The 22,229-nt window shown below is 69.2% G+C and carries 18 protein-coding genes and 1 pseudogene; 8 read left to right on the forward strand and 11 right to left on the reverse strand.

All coding sequences use genetic code 11. The annotated features are described in order from the left end of the window. Nucleotides 1-141 precede the first annotated feature (141 nt). The 3 genes from SL103_RS16825 to SL103_RS16835 form a co-directional block, all read right to left on the reverse strand. Nucleotides 142-4,188, reverse strand: a complete 4,047-nt coding sequence (locus tag SL103_RS16825; protein WP_347877846.1) for a LamG-like jellyroll fold domain-containing protein — start codon at nt 4,186-4,188, stop codon at nt 142-144. 617 nt (nt 4,189-4,805) lie between these two features. Beyond that, nucleotides 4,806-5,201, reverse strand: a complete 396-nt coding sequence (locus tag SL103_RS16830; RefSeq protein ID WP_069569837.1) for a hypothetical protein — start codon at nt 5,199-5,201, stop codon at nt 4,806-4,808. 334 nt (nt 5,202-5,535) lie between these two features. After that, a complete protein-coding gene (locus SL103_RS16835) occupies nt 5,536-5,754 on the reverse strand; it encodes an EF-hand domain-containing protein (protein WP_069569838.1) in 219 nt (72 codons plus the stop codon). A gap of 128 nt (nt 5,755-5,882) precedes the next feature. Between SL103_RS16835 and SL103_RS16840 the strand changes: the two genes are divergently transcribed. Together SL103_RS16840 and SL103_RS37855 are read left to right on the forward strand one after the other, a co-directional pair. Further along, entirely contained in the window at nt 5,883-6,710 is an 828-nt protein-coding gene (locus SL103_RS16840; protein WP_069569839.1) for an SDR family oxidoreductase, read from the forward strand. 286 nt (nt 6,711-6,996) lie between these two features. Next, nucleotides 6,997-7,395 carry a hypothetical protein gene (locus SL103_RS37855; protein WP_164492820.1) on the forward strand — a complete coding sequence of 133 codons (399 nt, stop codon included), beginning with the start codon at nt 6,997-6,999 and terminating at the stop codon, nt 7,393-7,395. A 125-nt stretch (nt 7,396-7,520) separates the two neighbouring features. Here SL103_RS37855 and SL103_RS16845 read toward each other — a convergent pair whose 3' ends face one another. Continuing rightward, a complete protein-coding gene (locus SL103_RS16845) occupies nt 7,521-9,812 on the reverse strand; it encodes a M48 family metalloprotease (protein ID WP_069569840.1) in 2,292 nt (763 codons plus the stop codon). Continuing rightward, entirely contained in the window at nt 9,809-10,306 is a 498-nt protein-coding gene (locus SL103_RS16850; RefSeq protein ID WP_164492821.1) for a hypothetical protein, read from the reverse strand. The genes SL103_RS16845 and SL103_RS16850 overlap by 4 nt, the downstream gene beginning before the upstream one ends. A 588-nt stretch (nt 10,307-10,894) precedes the next feature. On the opposite strand from SL103_RS16850, the gene SL103_RS16855 reads away from it, so the two are divergent. Further along, nucleotides 10,895-12,394: an IPT/TIG domain-containing protein gene (locus SL103_RS16855; RefSeq protein WP_069569842.1), complete on the forward strand. Its 1,500-nt coding sequence runs from the start codon at nt 10,895-10,897 to the stop codon at nt 12,392-12,394. Between the two features lie 147 nt (nt 12,395-12,541). Here SL103_RS16855 and SL103_RS16860 read toward each other — a convergent pair whose 3' ends face one another. Beyond that, a complete protein-coding gene (locus SL103_RS16860) occupies nt 12,542-13,285 on the reverse strand; it encodes an SDR family oxidoreductase (protein ID WP_069569843.1) in 744 nt (247 codons plus the stop codon). A gap of 130 nt (nt 13,286-13,415) precedes the next feature. Next, the gene (locus tag SL103_RS16865) at nt 13,416-14,339 is read right to left on the reverse strand and encodes an ArsR/SmtB family transcription factor (protein WP_079145790.1); all 924 of its coding nucleotides are present in this window, start codon (nt 14,337-14,339) and stop codon (nt 13,416-13,418) included. A 238-nt stretch (nt 14,340-14,577) separates the two neighbouring features. Here SL103_RS16865 and SL103_RS16870 point away from each other — a divergent pair, with 238 nt between their 5' ends. Next, nucleotides 14,578-15,201, forward strand: coding sequence for a peptidase inhibitor family I36 protein (locus SL103_RS16870; RefSeq protein ID WP_069569845.1), 624 nt, complete (start codon nt 14,578-14,580; stop codon nt 15,199-15,201). A gap of 74 nt (nt 15,202-15,275) precedes the next feature. Here SL103_RS16870 and purU read toward each other — a convergent pair whose 3' ends face one another. From purU to SL103_RS16885, 3 genes and pseudogenes are all read right to left on the reverse strand, one after another. After that, a complete protein-coding gene (purU, locus tag SL103_RS16875) occupies nt 15,276-16,157 on the reverse strand; it encodes a formyltetrahydrofolate deformylase (RefSeq protein ID WP_069569846.1) in 882 nt (293 codons plus the stop codon). A 138-nt stretch (nt 16,158-16,295) separates the two neighbouring features. Continuing rightward, nucleotides 16,296-16,925 carry a sarcosine oxidase subunit gamma gene (locus SL103_RS16880; protein WP_069569847.1) on the reverse strand — a complete coding sequence of 210 codons (630 nt, stop codon included), beginning with the start codon at nt 16,923-16,925 and terminating at the stop codon, nt 16,296-16,298. Continuing rightward, nucleotides 16,918-18,231, reverse strand: a pseudogene (locus SL103_RS16885) (glycine cleavage T C-terminal barrel domain-containing protein); the annotation flags it as partial. The gene SL103_RS16880 and the pseudogene SL103_RS16885, both read right to left, overlap by 8 nt. A gap of 139 nt (nt 18,232-18,370) precedes the next feature. Between SL103_RS16885 and SL103_RS16890 the strand changes: the two are divergent. After that, complete coding sequence (locus SL103_RS16890) at nt 18,371-18,790, forward strand: CBS domain-containing protein (protein WP_069569848.1); 420 nt, start codon at nt 18,371-18,373, stop codon at nt 18,788-18,790. 65 nt (nt 18,791-18,855) lie between these two features. Next, nucleotides 18,856-19,623 (forward strand): STAS/SEC14 domain-containing protein, encoded by a 768-nt coding sequence (locus tag SL103_RS16895; RefSeq protein WP_069569849.1) that lies wholly within the window; start codon nt 18,856-18,858, stop codon nt 19,621-19,623. 91 nt (nt 19,624-19,714) lie between these two features. Here the strand turns inward: SL103_RS16895 and SL103_RS16900 are convergent, their stop codons facing one another. Beyond that, the gene (locus SL103_RS16900; RefSeq protein ID WP_069569850.1) at nt 19,715-20,848 is read right to left on the reverse strand and encodes a glutathione-independent formaldehyde dehydrogenase; all 1,134 of its coding nucleotides are present in this window, start codon (nt 20,846-20,848) and stop codon (nt 19,715-19,717) included. Between the two features lie 174 nt (nt 20,849-21,022). Here SL103_RS16900 and SL103_RS36020 point away from each other — a divergent pair, with 174 nt between their 5' ends. Continuing rightward, nucleotides 21,023-21,217 carry a hypothetical protein gene (locus tag SL103_RS36020; protein WP_244303929.1) on the forward strand — a complete coding sequence of 65 codons (195 nt, stop codon included), beginning with the start codon at nt 21,023-21,025 and terminating at the stop codon, nt 21,215-21,217. Nucleotides 21,218-21,421: 204 nt separating this feature from the next. Next, the gene (locus SL103_RS16905; RefSeq protein ID WP_069569851.1) at nt 21,422-22,081 is read left to right on the forward strand and encodes a YceI family protein; all 660 of its coding nucleotides are present in this window, start codon (nt 21,422-21,424) and stop codon (nt 22,079-22,081) included. Nucleotides 22,082-22,229: the final 148 nt, after the last annotated feature.

The raw sequence follows: 22,229 nt of genomic DNA on the forward strand, positions 1-22,229 counted from the left end.
CTGAAGAGGCCACGCATGCCGTTCACTTCTGTCCCCACCCCTTGTTGCTCACCGATCGGAGCCGTCGGCACCGCGGTGTTCCGCTCCGGAAGAAAAGTGCACTGGTGTGTGGCGGGCGGCCCGTGACCGCCCGCCACGTGATCAGCCCGCGTCGGGCACGTTCGGTACCTCGGTGGGCAGCTCGTACCACTCGCCCGCCAGGCGGCCGATCTGTTCCTCGGTGAGTGCGCCCTGGAAGGCCCAGACGTCGTCGATCGAGCCCGGCCAGTAGTCCCGGAAGGCGCCGCGTCCCTTGGCTCGGCCGATCTGCAGTGACTTCAGGGCCTCGATGGAGATGACGTCCTCGGCCCACGGCACCACCTCGGTGCACTGCGCATCATCGGCCTGGCCGTCGCCGTCCGCGTCCAGGCAGGCCGCCTCTCCGAGTTCACCGTTGACGTAGATACGCAGGAGCCGGGCGAAGCCGTCGTAGACGATCGCGACGTGGTTCCAGTCCGTGACGCTACTCATGGGGCGCGCGCTGCCTGCCCAGTCGTAGGGGGTATCGCTCGTGTCGGCCCGGGAGGTGACCGCCTGCCACACTCCGTCACCCGTCTTCGTAGGATTCGGCGCGAACCCCATGGCAAAGCCGCTGGCATTCGTTGCCTCAGCGCTCACCAGCACCGCCGGGCGGGTGGGAACCGATGCCGCCTGTGCCCATGCGGTCACGGTGAAACTCTCACGTGTGTCCAGGGGGATCGCGCTGGAGGCATAGTTCTGTGCGCCGTCCAGGACCAGCCCGCCCTCTCCCAGAAACCCTGCCCCGCTGACCTGCCTCGCCCCGCCGCTCAGCGTCATGGCCGGCCCCTGCGCCACGGAGTTGGCGCCGGGGGCGGCTGCCTGGTCGAACTGCCAGCGTCCGGTCAGGACCGGTCGTCGCTGCACGAGCTGGTGGATCTCGCCCTCGGAAACCGGGCGGTCGAAGATCCGGACGTCATCGATCTGCCCGGCCAGGTAGTCGGTGTAGGCGCCCCGGTAGAGAGCCCGACCGATCTGCAGGGCACCGTCGCCGTACCAGGTCTGGGCAGCGTCGGTGCTTCCCTGCAGGATGCCGTTGACGTACAGGCTCACCGTGTTGTCCACCGTGTCGTGCACGGCGGCCAGGTGCACCCACTTGCCGATCGTCGCCTTCTGCTTCGAGGCGACGCGTTGCTGGGTGAGGCTGCCGTCGGTGGCGTCCTTGGTGGCCAGACGGGCACTCCACACGCCACCGGATGCTTCGTAGGAGAGGTAGAAGGCGCTGAGGAAGCCGCCGTCCTGCGCCACGACCGTCTGGTTGCGTGCGGCGTCGGTGACCCGGGCCCATGCGGTCACCGCATAGGAGCGTTCGGTGTTGAAGTGCGCGGCGTCCACCGAGGCGTAGTCGTCCTTGCCGTCCAGGGTCAGGGCGTTGCCCGCCACCCCTGCCTTGCCGGGCTCGGCACCGCCGTGGAGGACGGCCGGCATGACCTCACCATGGCCGCTGACCCGCTTGGCATCGGCCGGCTCGTCGAGCGGGAAAACCGCACGGGCAGGCCGCCCGGGGCCGCGGATCCGCTCCTTGTTGTACAGCCGGGTGACCTCGCCGGCGGAGACCGGCTTGTCGAAGATCTGCACCTCGTCGAGGACACCGGGGAAGAAAGAGCCGGGCGTCCCGCCGTACGAGCCGGCGCCCAGCTGGAGGCCGCGCCGTGCGTTCCATGCCCCGGTGTACGGCGTCTGGCCGACGAGTTTGCCGTTGACGTAGAGCTGGAGCACCTTGGCGGTGCTGTCGTAGGCCCCCACCAGATGGGTCCATTCGTTTGCGGTGACACCACCTGGCTGGGGCGCCATCGCGCGGGCGATGGAGGCGTTGGGGCTGTCGGAGGTGTACTGGTTGAAGACCCATCGCTTGAGGTCGGAGGAGTAGTACAGCTCGAAGCCGGGCCGGTTGTTGCCAGGCTGGGTGGCGACGATCGCCGCATGGTCGGGCACCTGGTCGGGGCGGACCCAGGCCGAGACGGAGAACCCACGGGAGGTGTCCACAACGGGGATGTCGGTGGCTGCGTAGGCGTCGGTGCCGTTGAGGGACAGCGCGCTGCCCACCACTCCGGCCGCACCAGGTGTGGCTCCGCCGTGCAGGTCCGCGGTCCGCGCCGGGGTGGAACCCTTTGCTTCCGTGCCGCCAGCCCCCTCATCGAACTGCCAGGTGGCACGCTCGGGCTGCCCGGCCTTGACCCGGAAGTGATAGGTGCGGATCTCGCTTCTGTTGCCGGCTGCATCGGTGGCCTGGACGGTCACGAAGTTCAGTCCGGGCTTCTCCGGCAGGACGGAGATGCTCCGCGCCGCCCCGCCGCTCGTCGTCACCGTGTTCCTGTCGGACGGGTCGCCGTTGACGCCGTACGTGTAGCGGGTCACGTCCCGGTGGCTGTCCGCCACGGTGAAGGTGCCGTACTGGCCCACCCCGTCGTACCAGGGATCCTCAGGATTCTCGGGGTCGGAGGAGGGGTATTCCCCTGAGCCGATCGTGGGGGCCGCGGGCACCCGGGTGTCGAGGACGAAGTAGCACGCCTCTGCGGACCCGGTGAACGACCACGGCGAGTACTGCGCGCCGTCGAAGGTCCGCACAGCCCAGCTCACCGCCGTGTTCTCCGGGACCTTGGGCAGGTTGATGGCGAAATCGAAGCCGGACTGCTTCGCCGTCGTCAGCCCCGGCTTCCACCGCACGATGGTGCCCTTGCCGTCACCGGCGTCCCAGCTCGCCTGGAACTGGACCTGCACCTTGTCCCGATCCGGATCGGTGATGTTGTTCGCGTACAGCACACCCCCGCTACGCACCCGCGCCGGAGTGGCGGACTTCTTACAGGTTCCGCCGTACTGCATCGTCAGCTGTGAGGGCTTTACCTGCGGCGGCGGCCGGTTGTACTTCACCCGCACAAACGCCTTGTCCGAGAACCGCTTCCACGCCAGACCGTCGCTCTCGCTGCCCGCCTTCAACCCGAACGTCAGCGTCGGCCACTTGTTGTCCGCCGCTTCCTGAACCGCGGACCGGATATCGAACTCGGCGTCCTTGGCCGCGCAGCCCTCATAGCCGTAGGCGAAGCTGTCCGAGGCCAGCTTCTTCTGCCAGAAGCCCGACTCGTTCTGTGAGTTCCAGGTCGTCGAGGACGAGATGGGCTTGGTCCGCCACAGCTCCACCTCGCGTTTGCTGCAGGAGGCGGACCAGGTGTTGCGGACGACGAACTCGGCCGACAGCACCGACTTCCCGGTGAACGCCGACATCGGGATCTGGTAGAAGAGCCGCTTGGTGTCCTCGGGCTGGCAGTGGTTCCAGTCGCAATACCCCATCCCCGCATCGTGGTCGCCGTTGAACTTCCACTGCGGGGAGGAGGCCCAGTACTTCGACGCCATCGTCCAGGAGGTCGCCCGAGGGGTGGACCACTGGGGGTCGATGAAGACCGGGTAGACGGTGTCCTTGCCCTTCAGGACGTCGGCATCGGGCTTGAGGACGACCTGGTCCTGACCGGTCGGGACGTCCACTCCCACAGGCGCGAGCTTGCCCGACTCGCCGGCCGACGGCTCGCCACCCCCGGCGCCGCCCGCTGCCGCTCGGGAGGTCTTCCCCTCGCCCGGTGCGGACTGCGCGCCCTTGCGGGCTGCTGCGGCGGTACTCCCGCCACCCGTGCTGGAATCCCACATCAGCGGGGTGGGCGCCTCGAACACCGCAGAGCCTGCGCCCTTGTCGAGCGCCTCCAGACCACCGGCCGCCGTCTCCTTCACGTCCATGCCGTCGGCCGCCAGCTTCAGCCGCAGCTGTGCCAGCTGCGAACTGGCGGCAGCTTGAGCCGTCTTGACGATCAGGAGCTGGGTGAAGCCGTCGGCCTGTGCCCCCATCCGCAGGTCCACACCGGGCAGGACGTCACGGTACGTGGCTTGTGCGCCGTCCAGCACCGGAGCCGGCAGGGTTCCTGGCCAGGACAGCGCGAGCTGGCGACCCACCTTACGAAGCGTCACCAGTGGCTTGTCGCCACCGCTGGAGAACGCCAGGTCCACGGCTGCCGCCTTCGGCGCCACCGTCCCGTCGCTCCGCCGGGTCAGGTCCGTGTCGATGTCCTGCCACTGCCCTGCGACCCGGGTGCGAACCGGACGGAGGTACTGCCGGGCTTCAAGTTTGCCGTCCGCAGTGGCCACGACATCAGCCGACTCACCCCGCAGAGAGGTGACTTCGACCTCCCGGCCGGTGCGCTTGGCCTGCTCCAGAGCGGTGTCTTCGGTAGGTGCTTCAGTGTCCGACGTGCCTGCCGGGGTGACGGCTTTGGCGGAGGCCGACGACGGGCGCGGCGCGCCCCAGGCGGGCGGCGCGAGGACCACTGGCAGCAGACTTGTCGACAGCAGCCCCGCGATCCCTGTCGACAGCAATCGATGTAAGCGTCTGCGACGTACTAAGCCGGACATCCCGTCATCCCCCGACCGCAAAAATGAAGATTCCATGAAGAAGTTGTGGACGGGAACGTATACGCCGCAGGGTTTGTCTGGGTACCTCCGCGAAACGGCACCCATGGAACGGAACCGACATTCCGGCAAGCGGAGTTATGTGATGCCTGTCACCGAACGGGAAGGTTGTACGGCTTCCAGTCGTATCCGCAGCAGGAATCCGCCAGAGCAGCATCACCGCACGACCGGAACGCAAGGAGGGGGAAGCGTCGAGGCTCGCCCACGGCAACTTGCGAGCGAGGCCCCCGGCCCCTTGCGAGTTGTCAGACCCCAACCCGCACGGCGTGCTCTGCGTCGGGTCCGTCGCGGACCGATCAGGTGCCGGCCTTCTTGCCAACCACCCACACCACGCCGATCACGAACAACATGACCGTCAACGATGTGGTGCACCAGGCCAATGCTGCTTTGCTCGCCCTCGTGGTCGGGTCCTCGACCCACCGGTAGTAATCGCGGGTGATCTGGCGCCGCACCGGGGCGAGCGCGGCAGGGAACACGACCATGATCGCCGCGTACAGGTAGAGCGTGTCAGCCAACGCGGCACTTTCGGCGAAGCCCCGCGCGCCGACGCAGACCATTCCTATGACCGGAAGCCAGAACTGTCTCTTGCGGTACTTCGGTATCTGGATGATCCACTGCATGGCGGCCAGATTGACGAGCGTTGCACCTGCCGCGATCAGAACCCAGGTGCTGGTGGACAGCGACAAGAACATGAAAGCCCCTTCCGGGCATGAACCACACATCGGGGTGCTGCCGCCCGGTGTGTAGGAGTTCCGCAGACCACAGACGTGGGGGAGAGGCGCGGACTCGGGGCCTGGAGTGCCGCACGTGGGGCGGTCGGCCTGACGGCAGTTGTGTTCCGGCTCCGTCGGCTTTCACCAGCAGATACCCTGGCGAGAGTGCTGCGAGAGACCGGCGCTACGCCGGGAGCGAGGCGGCGGCCCGTCTGACGCGTGGCGGGCCCACGGCTGTATCTGTTGGGCAGTCTGCTGGGGTCGGGGGATGACGAACCGGGTCCGGCAGGTTCAAGTGCCGGACCCGGAAGTGTCAGCCATTCATGGCCGCCCAGAACTCCTCGAAGGACATCTGGCGGTCGCCGTTGGTGTCGAGCGAGTCGATCAGCTCCTGGGCCTGCGACTCGGTGATCTCCGAGCCCTCCAACTCCGCCACGACCTTGCGGTATTCGTCCGCGGTGACCTGGCCGTCCCCGTCGACGTCGTAACGGTCGAAGACCTTGCGCGCCGCCGTCTCCACGATGTCTGCCATGTTGTTCCGCCCTTCTGTGATCTTCGCTGACGGGCCCAGATTATCCGTCCGCTCGGAGCAACACGGGCGGGCCCCACCTGCCCTGGCTGTTGCGGGCCGAGCTCGTTGCTCCCCTACCGTGTCGTGTCATGAGGATCCTGATCATCGGCGGTAGCGGTTTTCTGGGCGCTGAGCTGGTCCGCCAAGCGGCAGCGGCGGGGCACGCGACGGCCGCGACCTTCGCGACCAGGCCCGGCAGCACCGCGGAGGTCAGGTGGCACGCCCTCGATTTTCGGGACCCCCGGAGTGTCGAAGCAGTCGTGGCTGAGGTCGCCCCGCGCGTCGTCGTCAACGCGACGAGCGGCGGATCCGACTGGGTGGTCACGGCCGAAGGTCCCGTCCGCCTGGCGTTGGCTGCGGCGAAGTACGGCTGTCGCCTGGTCCAGGTATCCAGCGACGCGGTGTTCTCCGGCGCCCGAGTCCACTACGACGAGTCCTGCCTCCCCGACCCCGTCACCCCCTATGGTGCGGCCAAGGCCGCAGCGGAGACAGGGGTGCGCCTCATGCACCCCGATGCCGTCATCGCTCGTACCTCCCTGATCATCGGTGACCGGCAGTCCACGCACGTACGACTGGTGCACGACCTCGCGGCCGGTAGCCGAGAGGGCGTCCTCTTCACCGATGACATCCGCTGCCCCGTGCATGTCGTCGACCTCGCGGCGGCCCTGCTGGAACTCGCGTCTGGTGAGGCGATCGGCGTGCACCATCTGGCAGGAGCGGACGCCGTGAGCCGTCATGAACTCGGAATGCTGATTGCCGAGCGTGATGGGCTCGACGCTTCCCGACTTCCCGTCGGTCTGCGGGCCGAAAGCGCACTGCCCGGGGCGCTCGATGTCCGTCTCGACAGCCGCGCCACCCAGCACAAGTTGCACACCACATTGCGCGGCGCCCGCCAGTTCCTCGCCCGGCGGGCTTGAACAGCAGATCCGGCCCCCTTTGCGGTCGAACAGTTCAGCCCTCGCTGAAAGCATCGCGTCCGTCCGTCGGAGCGGGGGAGCCTGACAAGCGTCAACTGGCACTCACCGCTGAGGGAGTGGTCGTCCGGCAGTCGCAGCTCCCTGATTGAGGACCCGGTGTTCGCCTTGGCGTCGTCATCACAGTGACTTCACGGCGAAGGGGTGGATCAACGGGATTGTCGGTGGTCAGCGCTCTGGTCAGTGCTTCAGATGGAGGAAGTTGATACTGAAGGGTGGAATCGAGGACATGAAAACCATCCGTGCGGTTGTGGCCGCGGCAGCAGCAGTTGCCACGGTGATAGGCGGCACCACGTCAGCGCAGGCATCCGGCATCCACTTCATCTCTGTCTCGGTCGTCACCGCCGAAGAATCCTCCGGGCAGGGATGCGCAGCATGGCTGCAGTGGACAGGATCCAGCTCCAACCCCTACGTCCGCACCCGCGGCGAATCCTGGGGACATCACTGCCTGGTGGATCTCTACCGAAAGGGCCGTCAGTACCACTCCTGGCACCTGGACTACGAGGGCCGGATCGACGCCACGGACCGGATGTACACCGGCATCAAGTGGATGCCGGACCACGGCTACCTGGCCAAAGCCTGCCTGCTCACCGACAGTGGCAAGAAGTACTGCGGCACACCCTGGTAACGCCGGTGCGCACCAGGAATCTCGCACGGTAGGTGTTCGCCGAGCGTCAAATTCCGTTACCGGCGCGGTTATCGTCCCGCCGGTACCGGTTACGCGATTCCCGGCGGGAACATTTTCTGTGTAAGTCACCGTCCGGCTTCGCTTGTGACCAGCCGGACAATGACCGGGCGGCGCAGCCGGCTGTCGCGGCACGCGGTCCAGGCCGGGATGAACAGCAGGGCCAGGGCCGCGGCCCAGGCGGTGACGGTCGGTGTCGCCGACACCGCGAACGCCACGTCCGGCGCCACGCGGCAGGCCGCGTGGCCGGTGCCCCACCGTACGCAGGCGAAATGGTTGCGTGCGGTGATGGCGGCCAGTGGCAGCAGCAGTCCCGCGCCGAGGACGCCGAGAATTCCGTGCAGAGCGCGCAGTTCGCCGCGTGCGTGTCGCCATGCGACAACGAAGCCGACTGCGAGCTGCAGCAGTGTCGCCAGCGCTATCTGATAGAAGCTGAAGACCGCGCCGACCCGTTCGATCGGCCCGGGGAAGACCAGGGCGCAGAACAGGTGCCACAGCCACAGTCCGAGCCCGGCGGCGGCGCCGAAGACCGCGCCCTGCACCAGGGCCTTCAGGGGGCGCAGCTGCGGCGGGGCCAGGAGTGCCGCCGAGTCCTCGGCCGAGACGGCCTGGAGGAGGAAGCGTTCGGGCCCTGCGGTGGATGCCCCGGCGCGGCGCCGCCCGGAGAGCCGTACGCCGAGCCGCGCGGCAAGCGGGAATCCGGCCGCTACCACGGCCAGAGTGATCACCCACTGCGGCGGCGTGAGGACGAAGGCCGTGGAGAACACGAACCCCAGGTAGTCCAGTGGCGTCGGAAGGAGGTTCAGCGGGTGGGGCAGCGGCACCAGCTGGAACCCCGGAGCGCCGGCGGCGTAGGCGTGCCCCAGACAGATGCTCAACAGCGCGACGCCGACCGCGCACCCGCCGACGACCAGCAGCAACGGGCGCCGACTGGCCAGCACCACGGGTGCCCACACCCGGGCCGTCGCCGCGTTCCACCGGACGAATCCGTAGCCGACGGCCCCGAGAATCAGCCACCACGACAGCTGGATCGGTAACGCGTCGGCGACGCCGAGGGCCAGCGCCGTGCCGTGCATTTTGTCCCCGAAGGTGCCCACGATGAGCCCGGCCGCGGTGGCGAGCCCCGTGCGATGGGCGGCTTCCCACCGACCACGGCTCAGCCGTGCGGCCAGCACCGCATGCCAGATGCCCATCGCCACGCCACCGCCGAGCACAACGGAGGGGACGACGGCGGACAGCGGGCTGCCCTGGTCCGTGAGACGGGCGGCCTCCTCGGCCCACTGCGACATCTGCTGATAGACGAGTGAGCAGGTCAGAGCCAGTCCGAATGCTTCCCGGGGACCGAAGGCGAACAGCAGTCGTGGGTCGCTCAGAGCCGCCAGCCGCTTGGCAGCCGGGGGATGCGGGCGCAGGAAGGGAGAACGACGGCGGTCGGTCCGCTCGCGGTCGCACTGAGCGGCGAGCAAGCGCCGCAGGGAGGGGGCTCCGCCGGTCCACACCGCGACCCGGGCGTCCGCGTACAACTCGCGGCTGCGCAGCACCGCGGTGCTGGTGAGGGCGACGGTGGCCGCGAGTGCGCACATGGCGAGGGTGAACTGCAGCTGGAAGAGCAGACTCGACGGCAGCAACAGCCATGCGACCAGCAGCGCGTAGGGCGCGGTGACGGCGATCGGTATCGCGACGGCGACCACGAACAACCGGTAGCAGATGATCGTGAGGAAGGCGATGTCCACATCCCGGTTGCGCAGGTGCGCCAGTTCGTGCAGCACGATCGCGCGGAATGCCTCGGGGTCCTGCCGGTGCAGTTGCAACAGTCCGGTACTGAGCATCACATGGCGCCGCCCGACCCGACCGAAGGCGAGCCCGCTGGGTGCCCGGTCGCGCCAGTCGACGACGAAGCGCACCCGGCAGCGCAACCCGGCGACCGCGACCATCTCATCGAGCGTTCGCCGGACATCGGCAAGGCCGGTGGTCGGCAACGGCCGCAGGCGCCGCCGGCGGATCCGGTAGGCCGGCAACAGCCAGTAGACGATGCCGACGGCCAGCCACAGCGCCCCGAGAGCCGCCAGTCCCAGGGCGGTCTGATCGCCCAGGTTCGGCTGCGGGCAGATGCGGGCGAACTTGCCGGGGTCGGTCGCTGCGCCAGGGAGGTTCGCGGCCGCGCAGGTCATGGTTTCGGTGATGCCGCCGATATCGCCACCCAGCCCGAGGTACGCCGCCATCCCGACCAACCCGCCCAGCGTCGTCGCCATGGCCGTCGACATGCTCAAGATGAGCAGCGCGAACCGCAGCGACGTCCCCGACGGCATCCGAAACGGATGCGGCATGCCCACGGCAGCGCCGGCGGGCACGGCGCTCATGACGTGCCCTCCTCCTCGTCCGGAGCCGACGGGGCCTGCATCCCGCCGACGATGGCGTCCGCCAGCAGCCTTGCCTGCGCCGGCGGCAGTCCCAGCGCCGTGGCCCGGTCGTAGGCGATCCGCCGCAGCCGCTCCAGCTCCTCGCCGCGGGCGGGCTCGGAGCCGCTCTGCTCCACGGCGCGTGCGGTGCCGGGCGCGGCGAACGGATTGGCCGCACCGCCGTCACCGCCACCGCCCCGCCGCCTCGGTCGCCACCAGCCCCGCCGGCGTTCCCGGCGCAGCAGATCGGTGGCGATGTTCCCCGCGACGGCCGACGCGACCGGCAGCGCGAACTGCGTCAACGTCCCGATGACGACGGCGTCGATGCCGATCCCCAGCGGCTCCTGCCGGGTCTTCCGGTCCTCCCGCCTCGGATCGTCGAAGTACGCCTCGGCCGTCTCCTCGAAGAGCGCCAACTCCTCCGGCGCCAACCGCCGAACGGCCTCCCGCGCCAAGTCCCGGGCTCGTCGTGTCTCCCCGTCCCGCAACGCACTCACCGGCAGCCCCCGCCTCCCGCTCGAACGTCCCTGCGCTCGAGTATCGATCCCCAACCCGCTTGCCGGCCAAGCTTTTTGAGCCTCACACGCAGAGCCGTGGCGATCCGCCACCTCTTGGGACGCAGGGACGATCCTGCCGGCTGTGCTCAACGGCTGCCCCGGCCGCCGACCCGCGCTCCGGCGGGCTGACCCCTCAGCACCCGCCGAGGAAGACCTCAGCGAGTTCCCCGGCTCCCCCCCCGAACCTGCGCACCGGACGGGGCCGCCACGGGCACGGGTCCCGGTGCCCGGGCCTGCCCGCGGACACCGTCGCTCCGGCGACCGCGCTGCGCACCTGGCTCGGCGCACCGTACGCACATATGACGAACGGCCAACAAGGTGAACCTGGTCGACCTGAAGGCAGGAAAGGCACCGGACGACGCAGCGGAGAGGTCTGATTGTGTGCGATCCACTCCCGACGGTCGGTTCGGCACAGATCTGCCCTGATGCTGCCGAAAGGCCGTCCCGCCTCCGCACCGGCACGAGACCCGAGGAGCAGGAACGACGATGGCACCCGATCCGACAGTCGCCCAGGTGACCATGACCCTGGCTGCCTTCGCAGCCACCGGCGCCACCCCGCGCCCGTCCGGGGAAACCCTGGAGCAGCACACCAAACGCATCATCACCGGCATCAACGCGCAACTGAACGATCCCAGGCTTGCGACGCAGGGTGAGTGGAAGCTGACGTGGCTCGCCCTGAGCGAGGCCAACGCCAATATGGCCTACATCGCGCAGAGCACCAACGGCTCGAACGAGTTCGCCGTGGTCGCTCGCGGAACGGACGCCGACCTGACCGACGTCCTCGAGGACCTCGACGTCGGCACGGTCGTCCCGTTCCCCGAGAGCGGATCGCCGAAGCCCATCACCGTTTCCAAGGGGGCCATGGATGCGTTCAAACGGGTTGTCAACGCCCGCTCGATCGTCGCGCCCTCCCCGAACGTCACGCTCGCCCAGGCGCTCTCCGCCGCGCTCCAGTCGGCGCCCTCCTCGCCGCAGCCGACCGTCTATCTGACCGGTCACAGCCTGGGCGGTTGCATCGCCACCATGCTCGCGCTGTACCTGCAAGCCAAGACCTGGCCGAAGCAGCCGAGGTTCGCGGTGATCACCTATGCCGCTCCCACCGCAGGCGGGCAGAGCTTCGTCGACTACTTCGACTCCGTGCCGTGGGGCATCGACGAGCGCCAGAACAACGCCTTCGACCTGGTACCGCACGCGTGGGCCGATCTCGACACCACCGCCGACTGGTACCCGAGCCCGGGACCGCAGGCGACCGACGAGGTGAAGCTGCTCATCGGGGCGATCTCCGAGCGCACCAGGGGCAACGTCTACGTCCAGCCCGGCACGCTCTGCCTGATGAACACCGAATACACGAGCCTCGCCAAGAACCTGGTCAACAAGACCACCCAGGACTTCCTCGGCCAGGTCGCCTTCCAGCACGCCAACTCCACCTACCTGGACCTGGTGGGGGCGCCTCCCGTCCCTGCCGGGCCGGTGGTGACCGACCTGAGCCCCACCTTCGGTGCGGCAGGCGCCACGGTGACCATCAACGGCACCGGCTTCAGTCAGGACAGCATGGTCGACTTCGGCCACTTCGCCTGCACCAAGCGCGAGGTCGACCCCTCCGGCAGAAGGATCACCGCTCAGGTCCCCAACGGAAACGGCGTCGTCCACGTCCGCGTCACCAACACCCTCGGCACCTCCCCGGCCGTCGCGATGGCGCAGTTCGCCTATGGCGGCCCCGCACCCGTGGTGGTCAGTGCGGTCAGCCCGACCAGCGGAAAGGTCGGCACCCCGGTCACCATCAACGGCTCGGGCTTCGCCAACGGCGCCACCGTGCACTTCAAGGACAAGGCATCCGGTTCGGTCAAGTTCGTCTCCACCGGCCAGCTCACCGCGACCGCACCCGATCAGCTCGACGTCCACCAGACGGTGAACATCACCGTGACGGTCGGCAAGGCCACCTCTCCGACCAGCCCGGCGGACGAGTTCACCTACACCGGACGGTAGCGTCCGCACGCCCCGTTCCCGGGGTGGCCCTGCGAGCAGTCCCGGGCCTTGCCGCCGGCCGGTCCAACCGTGCCCGGGCGCGGGATCGCCGCAGGGCCGCGCGCCTCACCGGCCGTCGTCCGCCACCGCGACCGCCCCGGCGACCGCCTAGTTCGGCTGGCCGATCGGCCGGACCACCAGCGTGTTCACGTCCACGCCAGGCGGCTGGGAGAGCGCCCACACGACGGTGTCCACCAGGTGCTCGGCGGAGATCATCGGGCCCGCCGCGTCGGCGCCGCCGGGGCGCTCGTCCCAGAACGGCGTCAGCACCCGCCCGGGCGCGATCAGCGTCGTGCCGACCCCGTACCCGGTCGTCAGCATGCGGACGTTCTCCGCCAGCCCGGTCACCGCGAACTTCGTCATCGAGTACAGGTTGCCGGGCGTGTTCTTGAAACCCGCGACACTCCCGATCAGCACCACCCGGCCCTGCGCCGCCTTCAGCGCCGGGAGCGCCGCCCGCACCAGCAGTGCGGGTCCCAGGACGTTGGTGAGCACCATGCCCCGCCACTCCTCGGGGTCGCCGGTCTCGACCGTGCCGTTGGTCGCGTACCCGGCGTTGGCGACCGCGTGGTCCAGCCGCCCGAACGCGCGCACGGTCTCCTCGACGGCTGACGACACATGACCCCAGTCCGCGGCATCCCCCTCGAAGGTCAGCAGCCGGTCGCCCGCCCCCGCTTCCGCCGCGGCCTCGGTCAGCGAGGCCAGCTTCTTCGCGCTGCGCCCGGTCGCTGCCACCCGGTGGCCGAGGCCCAGCAGGCGGCGCACGGTCTCCGCCCCGATCCCGCTCGATCCGCCGGTGATGAAGGTGACGGGCGCTTCGGTGCGCTCGATGGACTCGTTCCCGTTGGACATGGTCTCCCCGTGTGCCGGTGCGGTGCGCGCGGAGGTGCGGCGCCGTCGCTGCCCCGACGCTAGATCGTCCCGGCCCGCGCGTCCACGTCATTGCCGAGCAGGGAAAACCGGCGATGCGCCGCCAGGGAACTCATGCGCTTCCGTGGACGAGGAGATCCAGACCCAGCGGGGTGCACCAGTGCCACACGGCCTTGCCGTCGCGGCGGGAGACGATCAGGCCGGCCTCCCGGAGGATCTTGGCCTGCATGGACGCGGCCGCTGCGCTGACCGCGAGCTCCCGGGCGAGACCGGCGGTGGTGTGCTGCCGGACGAGCAGCCGCAGGGCCAGCGCGCGAGTGCTGCCGACCAGGGCGGCGAGCGGGTCGTCGGGGGGCGCCGTGTTCCGCAGCGGCAGCGGGGTGACGGCCGGGTAGATCAGCAGCAGCCGACCGTCGTCCTGTGGCGCTGCCAGCAGGTGATCGGCCCAGAACAGGGACGGCTGCAGGACGATGCCGTGCCCGTGAAGGGTGAGGTCGAGGTCGCGGGGAAAGGCTGCTTCCAGGGTCATGCCGCGCCAGCGGATCGACGGTGCCAGCCCCGTCAGGGTGGCGTGCAGGCCCTGCCGGGCGAGGATGCGGGAGCGCCACGCCACCTCGGCGTGAAAGCCGGCCCGGATACGGGGCCAGGCCCCCGCGATGACACTGGCATGGCCGGCACGTACCGCCTGCGCGAGGACCTGCCAGGCGTCCCGGTCCCCGTCGGCGAGCTGACGCACCCACGGGGTGAGCGGACGGTCGAGGGCGCACATCCGACGCAGCTCCGCGCGGGCCCGGGCGCGGGCCGTCGACAGGATCTGGTCCAGGCCCTCTTCCAGGTCGTGGCTGGGCGGGTCCAGGAACAGCGGCCCCGCCCCCAGCGGGGAGACCAGTTGCACCATCGGCCGCGCCGACCGCGGAAGGGTGCGGGCCACCCGCTGCCGCCACGGGCCGAACACCGGGTGCGCATCGCGCCGTTGCAGCATCTCCAAGGCCAGACCGAGCTCCACCAACGGCGCCGGCCGATCAGCGACCGTCACCCTCAGCAGATCCTCCGCAGTGCAGTGCACACGCAGCATGCCCGGCCCCCGCCGATGCCCGAACCATTCAGCCCTCGCTGAAAGCATCGCCCCGTTCCGTCGGGACGGCCAGGCTGTTATGCGTCATCGCCACCCGTAACCGACCTCGCGGGGACGAACGGTGGCCTGTTCCGCGACCGGGGCCGCCCGGCCGCCCCGGGCCGGGCGGAGCATCCGACAACAGCGAAGGACTCGAACCGTGCAAACACGCAAGCGCATCGCTCTGACCGCGGCCGCAGTCGCCCTCACCGGGGGCCTCACCGCTGCCCCGACCGCAAGTGCCACCACCGGCGCAACTGCCGCCCGCGCCACCGCGTCCGCGTACCCCACGGCCCCATCGGCAGGGACGGCAAGCTCCAGGGGCGGGGTCATCGCGTCATACCACGACAAGAAGATCGACCTCAGCAAGGGGTGGGGCAGCGCGCAGGTCTGCGCCGAGTTGGCGGTCGGGGACGTCCGCTGCTACGACACCGTGAACGAGGCCCACCGGGTAATCGGGAGCGTCAACGCCGCTCAGGCGTGGCCTGACTGTCCCCAGGGCTGGGTCTGCCTCTACGAGCGGAAGAACTTCAACGGACGACGGCTGATGTGGTCGTCGCCGGGACACAAGAAGCTCGCCCAGTGGGGCTTCCGTGACCAGGCGAGCAGTGCCGCGGTCTGGCGGCCCCAGGGCGGAGTCGAATGCATCGACTACCACTCGGGGCTCGACGCCAGGATGCTCCTCGCGGCCGGCAGCGGCTACGACGACTTCACCCGGCTCTCGTATCCCTGGTGGCTCGGGGGTGGTAACTGGAACGACAAGGTCGATGAGATCAGCATGTGACGGCGCCGGCCCCTGGGCGTGAAGGGGGAGCCCGGGCCTGTCTGCGTCGGGTACGGGGTTCGAGGGGCCGGCCGTCAGCGGAGCACCACGGTGCGCCTGCCCTGGACGAACACCCGGCCCTCGCAGTGCCACCGGACGGCTCGGGCCAGGGCCGCCGATTCCGCGTCGCGGCCGATGGCGGCCAGGTCGTCGGGGGTGTGGCTGTGGTCGACGTTGATGACCTCCTGGGCGATGATCGGGCCTTCGTCGAGGTCGGCGGTGACGTAGTGGGCGGTCGCGCCGACGAGCTTGACGCCGCGCTCGTGGGCCTGGTGGTAGGGCTTGGCGCCCTTGAAGCTCGGCAGGAACGAGTGGTGGATGTTGATGGTCCGGCCGGCCAGCCGGGTGCACAGGTCGTTGGAGAGGACCTGCATGTAGCGCGCCAGTACGACCAGGTCTACGGCGAACTCGTCGACGAGATCCAGGAGTTGGGCTTCGGCCTGCGGCTTGGTCGCGGCGGTGACCGGCACGTGGAAGAACGGGATGCCGTGCCAGCTGACGAGCCCCTCGTGGTCGGGGTGGTTGGAGACCACGGCGACCACGTCGATGGGCAGGTCCCCGCTGCGGGTGCGGAAGAGCAGGTCGTTGAGGCAGTGGCCGTGGCGGGACACCATCACCAGCACGCGGCGCCGGGTGCCGGCCGGTTCGAGGTGCCACCGCATCGCGAACGGGGCGGCCACGGCGGCGAAGTCCCGGCGCAGCAGCTCGGTGCCGTTCTCGCTGCCGGAGGTGGCGAAGCGCACCCGCATGAAGAAGTGGCCGTCGCGACGGTCACCGAACTGATGGTTGTCGATGATGTCGCTGCCGTGCTGGAGGAGGAACCGCGAGACGGCGTGCACGATGCCGGGCGCCTCGGGGCAGTCGACGGTGAGTACGTGCTCGACGGTGGCCGTGGCGGAAGCTGCGAGATCAGTCATGGTGTCAGCACTCGATTACGTGGACGGCGAGGCCGCCGCGGGCGGCGGCCTCGGGTATGTGATCCATCTGTCCGGGCGGTGTCGCGCATGGTCGTGAGGGCCTCGGCCGGGGAGAGGCCGAAGACGCCGGGAGCGCCCTCAGGGGACCTCGGGGCCGCGGTACTCGCTCATGGCGTCGATGAGCCAGCGCGCCAGGTAGTCGGCGAACGAGGACCGCGGGAACAGCCGGTACGTGGGCGTGTCGTCGACCTGCCAGAGCAGGACCGCGACGGGGCCCACCGTGGTCGACACGGCCCGGCCGGGTGCGAAGGACCGGGGGTGCAGGTCCAGCGGGCAGCCCTTCTCCAGTACCTGCCGGGCGCTCGGGCCGCTCAGCTCCAGCGTGGTGCGGTTGGCCGAGACGTCCACGACCGAGCCCGGGTCTCCGCCGAGTGCCTCCCGCAACTCGGCGGTCACCTCGGTCGATTCGGCCCGGGACAGCACCAGCCACTCGTCGGGGCCGAGCCAGACGACCGAGTGGGGGCCGGAGCTGGTGGTGTGGCCGCACTGCCGCGGGAGTGGTGCCCCCAGGGTCTTCCCGAGGCGGGCGGCCGCTTCGGAAGCGGGGTCGACGCGCAGGTTCACCATGGTGAGGAACGGCCGCTCGGTCAGCGTGACGCCACGGGCACCGGTGACGGCGGCGGCGCGCATCCGCTCCTCCAGATGTGCCAGGGGGCTTCTGCGCAGTGCCACGGGACCTGCGCCCGCGTCGATCGTCGGCTCAGCCATCTCGCTTGGTCCCTTCGGGGTCGTAGAGGACGGGTTCGGTGACCTGGACGGGGACCAGGTCGTCGCCGACGGGGGCGAGGAGCGTGTCGCCCACCCGGTCCCGGCCGGCGGCGACCAGGGCGAGGGCGAACGGGCGGCCCAGCGCCTCGCTGTGGTAACTGGAGGTGACGTGGCCGAGCATCGGCACCGGCCCGGCATCGGGGGTGAGGGGCACGTCCGGCGCGACGAGCTGGGTGCCCTCCGGCAGCCGGGTCGTGCGGTCGCGGGGCAGCAGGCCGACCAACTGCTTGCGGTCGGTGCGGGAGGTGTCGGCGCGGGCGTAGGACCGCTTCCCGATGAAGTCCTTCTGCTTCGAGACCACCCAGGACATGCCCGCGTCCTGCGGGGTGACGGTGCCGTCGGTGTCCTGACCGACGATGATGTAGCCCTTCTCGGCCCGCAGGACGTGCATGGTCTCGGTGCCGTACGGCGTGATGTCGTACGGGCGGCCGATCGCGTCCACCTCCTCCCAGACCGCCAGGCCGTACCACGCGGAGACGTTGATCTCGTAGGCGAGTTCACCGGAGAAGGAGATCCGGCAGATGCGGGCCGGGACACCCGAGGCGAGGGTGGTCTCACGGAAGGCCATGAACGGGAACGCCTCGGTGGACAGGTCGACGTCGGGCGCGAGTTGGGCGACGACCTCGCGGGAGCGGGGGCCGACGACGGCGATCGTCGTCCACTGCTCGGTCACCGACGTGCAGTGGACGTCGAGTTCGGGCCACTCGGTCTGCAGCCACTCCTCCAGCCAGTCCAGGACCCCGGCGGCGCCGCCGGTCGTGGTGGTCATGAAATAGCGGTTGTCGTCGAGGCGCAGCGTCACGCCGTCGTCGAAGATCATGCCGTCGGGCTTGCACATGACGCCGTAGCGGGCCATACCGGGCTTGAGCTTCTTGAAGGCGTTGGTGTAGATGCGGTTGAGGAACTCCCCGGCGTCCGCGCCCCAGATCTCGATCTTGCCGAGGGTGGAGGCGTCCATGAACGCCACGCCCTCGCGGGCCGCGCGGCACTCGCGCGCCACGGCCGTGTCCATGTCCTCACCGGGCAGGGGGTAGTACCGGGGGCGCTTCCACTGCCCGACGTCCTCGAACTCCGCCCCGTGCGCGGTGTGCCAGCTGTGCAGGGACGTCGTGCGCTCCGGATCGAACAGCTCGCCGCGCTCCCGCCCGGCCAGGGCGGCGAAGGCCACCGGCGTGTACGGCGCGCGGTAGGCGGTGGTGCCGATCTCCCCGGGTGACGCGCCCGCGCCGAGGGCCTCGCCGTGAACGCTCGCCGTACGGGCCGGCGCGCCCCGGATTTCGGCCGTGCGGGCTCGGTATGCACGCCGGATCCGGAGGTTCCACACTGGCAGTAGGAAGTACCAGTCGGGTGCGGTTCCGGCTCCGAGGGACTCATGAGGAGCGGCGATGACCACGGCACGAGAGATCATGCACACCGGTGCCATCTGCGTCGAGGAAAGCGAAACGCTGGCGGCCGCGGCGCGCCGCATGAGCGAGCTGGACGTCGGGGCGCTCCCGATCTGCGGGCCGGACGACCGGCTCCACGGGATCATCACCGACCGGGACATCGTGGTGAAGTGTCTCGCCAAGGGCAAGGACCCGAAGACCATGACCGCCGGCCAGCTCGAACAGGGCAAGCCGATCACGATTGACGCGGAGGCCGATACGGATCGCGTGCTCCGGGCCATGGCGGAGCACAGGATCCGGCGGCTGCCGGTCATCGACAACCACCGGCTGATCGGCATGATCAGTGAGGCGGACCTCGCTCGCCGCCTGCCGGAGGAACAGGTGGGCCACTTCGTCGAGGCTGTCTGCGCGGCCCACTGATCACTCGGCCACTTCCGCCGGCCGCGTAGAGCCCGGGCGATGGCACGTGCGGAGAGAAGGACGGAATGCTTGAGAGACTCGAGGACGTGCCTGCTGGAATTTCTGCAGTGAAGGCGACAGGTACCGTCTCGAAGAAGGATTACGAAACGGTGATCGAGCCGTTGATCAATGACGCCCGCGCTGAAGGCCGGCGTCTCCGAATTCTGTGCGAGTTCGGCCCCGATTTCAGGACGTTCACCCCGGCGGCAGGCTGGGAGGACCTCAAAGTCGGTATGCGTTCGCTGCGGCTGTTCGAGGGCTGCGCACTCGTGAGCGACATCGGCTGGATACGTAAGTCGACCAGCCTCACGAGTTTTCTGATGCCCTGCCCGGTACGTGTCTTCGGTATGGAGGAGCGCGCGGCGGCCCTTGACTGGCTGACCTCGCTGCCCGAGGCGCCCGGCGTTTCCCACCGTCTCCTCCACGGGCCCCAGGTCCTTGTGATCGAGGTCGAAGAACCTCTGCGTACACAGGACTTCGACGCCCTGGCGCTCACCGCGGACAGCTGGCTCGAAACCCACACCGAATTGGCCGGTGTGGTGGTCCACGCTCGCGAATTCCCCGGCTGGGAGAACGTGGGAAGCATGCTCCGCCATGTGCGTTTCGTCCGTGACCACCACCGGAAGGTCAGGAAGGTCGCGCTGGCGGCCGACAGCAAGCTCGCCGGCCTGGTGCCGCACATTGCGAAGCACTTCATCCAGGCCGAGGTGCGGCGGTTCGGATACGACGAACTCGACGTCGCCGTCGCATGGGCGGGAAGCCCGGCACCTAAACAGGCGGCCGATACGGGGTGACGCGACGGCCGGCGACCGCATCGGGCGAGATGCGGCCGCCGGCCTCCGGCGTGGCACGCCCGGCCCATGAGGGCGGGGCGTGCCGTCAGCTCTACGGATGCAGGACGACTTTCGTGTAGCCCTCGATCCGCTTGTCGAACTTCTCGTATGCCGAGGGGGCCTGGTCCAGGGGAAGTTCGTGCGACACCACGAAGCTCGGCTTCGCCCGGCCCGCGACGATCATGTCGCGCAGCTGCCGGTTGTAGCGCTTCACGTTGCACTGCCCCGTCCCCATCCGCAGGCCCTTCTCGAAGAGCTTGCCGATCGACACGAGGAGCATGCCCCGCTTCGCCTCCTCGTCGGGGCCTCCGGGGTCCGCCGGGACATACAGGCCCGGCACGCCCAGGGCGCCGGTGGGCCGGACCGTCTCGACGAGCGAGTTCAGGACGGTCGCCGGTTCCTCGCGGGCCTCGCCGTGCGCCATCGCCTGATAGCCGACGGCGTCCACACCCTTGTCCGTGCCGGCACCGTCCGTCTGGTCCTTGATCTGCTGCACCGGGTTGCCCTCGGCGAAGTTGATCGGCACCGCGCCGATCTCCCGAGCCTTCTCCAGGCGCTCGGCCACCCGGTCCACGACGAAGACCTTGCTCGCGCCGCGCAGCATCGCCGAGTAGGCGGCCATGAGCCCGACCGGCCCGCCGCCGTACACCGCCACGCTCTCGCCCGGGCGCACCTGGGCGAGTTCACAGCCGTGGTACCCGGTGGGGAAGATGTCAGCGAGCAGGATGAAGTCGGTCTCGTGCTCGTTTCCCGGCGGGAGCTTCAGGCAGTTGAAGTCTGCGTAGGGCACGCGCAGGTATTCCGCCTGGCCGCCCACCCAAGGACCCATGGCCACATAGCCGTAAGCGCCGCCCGCGAATCCAGGATTGACGGTCAGACAGAATCCCGTGAATCCCTCGACGCAGTTGGTGCAGAACCCGCACGCGACATTGAAGGGCATCACCACACGGTCGCCCTCCTTCAGGGAGGTGACGCCCTGGCCGACCTCTTCGATGACTCCCATGTTCTCGTGACCGAAGACGATGCCCGGCTCGGCCGCCGTGCGCCCCTCGTACATATGCAGGTCCGAGCCGCAGATCGCAGTGGACGTGATTCTTACGAGAGCTTCGTTGGGGTGTTGAATGTTGGGCTTTTCGACATTCTCGACCGCCACGGTGAACGGCCCTTTGTAGACGACGGCCTTCATCTGCTGCCACCTCCTGCTCGGTGCAGAGCGCGCGCTGATTTCCCACCCCTCTGACGTGACCTATCGCTCATGATTCTCCGGTCCGCTGGACGGGGCAAGCCGGTATTGTGGGAGGGAATATCCACTCTGGGTATCGCAATGTCATACCGAGATACGAGAGAGCGAGGGCGACACGTGGCAGCAGCGCAGCGACTCGGGACCTTGCTGGTCACCGTGCCGGGACTGTCCGGCACCTCGTACCCGCCCGGAACGACGGTTACCGTCCGCGGTCGTGGTGCGACTGTCGATGCCTTCGTCAACGGCGACTGGCTCCCCCTGTCGTGGTGGGAGTTCTCCGACGGACTTCGCGAGGACATCGCCGACCGCTGATCCCGCGCCGTCCCTCGCAAGCGGCGCCACCGGTGACAATACGTAACAGCCGACTGCCTGACAGTGCATCCACATTCGTGTCGATCCTGTGCATCTTTGCAGGCGGCAGCCTGGAATCTGGACGAGACCACCCATCTCGCTGGGAAGCGTCTCCCCATGCCGTGATAGCACGGAGTAATCAGATTCGAGGGAGGCTACGACCGCATGGGTATCTTCAGCCGTCGCCACAGCGCGACGATCGAGCCGACGTCGGCAGCCGGCCCCCGTACGCCTTTCCCGGCGGCCGACGCCGCCGGAGCTGCGCTCGACCCCGCACTTCGTGCGTTGACCGGAGAATGGACCATCGACCGCCCGCACAGCCGCATCGGATTCTCCGTGCGGCACGCGATGGTCACGACGGTACGGGGCGCGTTCGCTGATTACGACAGCGCGCTGTACTTCGACGGAGCCGAGCCCTCCCGGTCCCGGGCCGAACTCGTCATTCGGGTCGCCAGCGTCGACACGGGCGTGGAACAGCGGGACGCACACCTCATCGGTACCGACTTCTTCGACGCGGGCCGCTGGCCGGAGATGGCGTTCCGCAGTACCTCCACGACCCACGAAGGCGGAGAGAGCTTCCGCATGACAGGGGATCTGACCATCCGCGGCGTCACTCGGCCCGTCGAGCTGCAACTCGACTACCTCGGCTCGGTCTTGGACCCGTTCGGCTATGAGCGAGCGGGCTTCGACGCCACCACCACGATCGACCGCACCGATTGGGGCCTGGTCTACAACCAGCGCCTGGAGGCGGGCGGCGCCATGGTGAGCGAGAAGGTTCGACTGCAGTTCGACATCTCCGCGATCCGCGCCGTGCCCCTGGCGTAGTCGCTTCACCATCCTGATCCCGGCCTCAGCGCTGATCGTGCCAACTGCTTCCGAGCCTCGTTGATGGCCGGTGGCGGCAACGGCCACCCCGAGGCCGATCATGGTGCAGCCGCCCGCGCCGCCGCTCGTCGACAGCCGGCGCTCGGAG

Source organism: Streptomyces lydicus (assembly GCF_001729485.1).
GTDB lineage: Bacteria > Actinomycetota > Actinomycetes > Streptomycetales > Streptomycetaceae > Streptomyces > Streptomyces lydicus_D.

What these genes read in the sequence shown, in the direction of transcription:
- SL103_RS16880 (WP_069569847.1), bottom strand. Translation starts at nt 16,925, where the DNA reads ATGGCTGAGCCGACGATCGACGCGGGCGCAGGTCCCGTGGCACTGCGC.
- purU (WP_069569846.1), bottom strand. Translation starts at nt 16,157, where the DNA reads ATGACTGATCTCGCAGCTTCCGCCACGGCCACCGTCGAGCACGTACTC.
- SL103_RS16830 (WP_069569837.1), bottom strand. Translation starts at nt 5,201, where the DNA reads ATGTTCTTGTCGCTGTCCACCAGCACCTGGGTTCTGATCGCGGCAGGT.
- SL103_RS16900 (WP_069569850.1), bottom strand. Translation starts at nt 20,848, where the DNA reads ATGAAGGCCGTCGTCTACAAAGGGCCGTTCACCGTGGCGGTCGAGAAT.
- SL103_RS37855 (WP_164492820.1), top strand. Translation starts at nt 6,997, where the DNA reads ATGAAAACCATCCGTGCGGTTGTGGCCGCGGCAGCAGCAGTTGCCACG.
- SL103_RS16905 (WP_069569851.1), top strand. Translation starts at nt 21,422, where the DNA reads ATGGGTATCTTCAGCCGTCGCCACAGCGCGACGATCGAGCCGACGTCG.
- SL103_RS16860 (WP_069569843.1), bottom strand. Translation starts at nt 13,285, where the DNA reads ATGTCCAACGGGAACGAGTCCATCGAGCGCACCGAAGCGCCCGTCACC.
- SL103_RS16835 (WP_069569838.1), bottom strand. Translation starts at nt 5,754, where the DNA reads ATGGCAGACATCGTGGAGACGGCGGCGCGCAAGGTCTTCGACCGTTAC.
- SL103_RS16895 (WP_069569849.1), top strand. Translation starts at nt 18,856, where the DNA reads ATGCTTGAGAGACTCGAGGACGTGCCTGCTGGAATTTCTGCAGTGAAG.
- SL103_RS16845 (WP_069569840.1), bottom strand. Translation starts at nt 9,812, where the DNA reads ATGAGCGCCGTGCCCGCCGGCGCTGCCGTGGGCATGCCGCATCCGTTT.
- SL103_RS16890 (WP_069569848.1), top strand. Translation starts at nt 18,371, where the DNA reads ATGACCACGGCACGAGAGATCATGCACACCGGTGCCATCTGCGTCGAG.
- SL103_RS16855 (WP_069569842.1), top strand. Translation starts at nt 10,895, where the DNA reads ATGGCACCCGATCCGACAGTCGCCCAGGTGACCATGACCCTGGCTGCC.
- SL103_RS16840 (WP_069569839.1), top strand. Translation starts at nt 5,883, where the DNA reads ATGAGGATCCTGATCATCGGCGGTAGCGGTTTTCTGGGCGCTGAGCTG.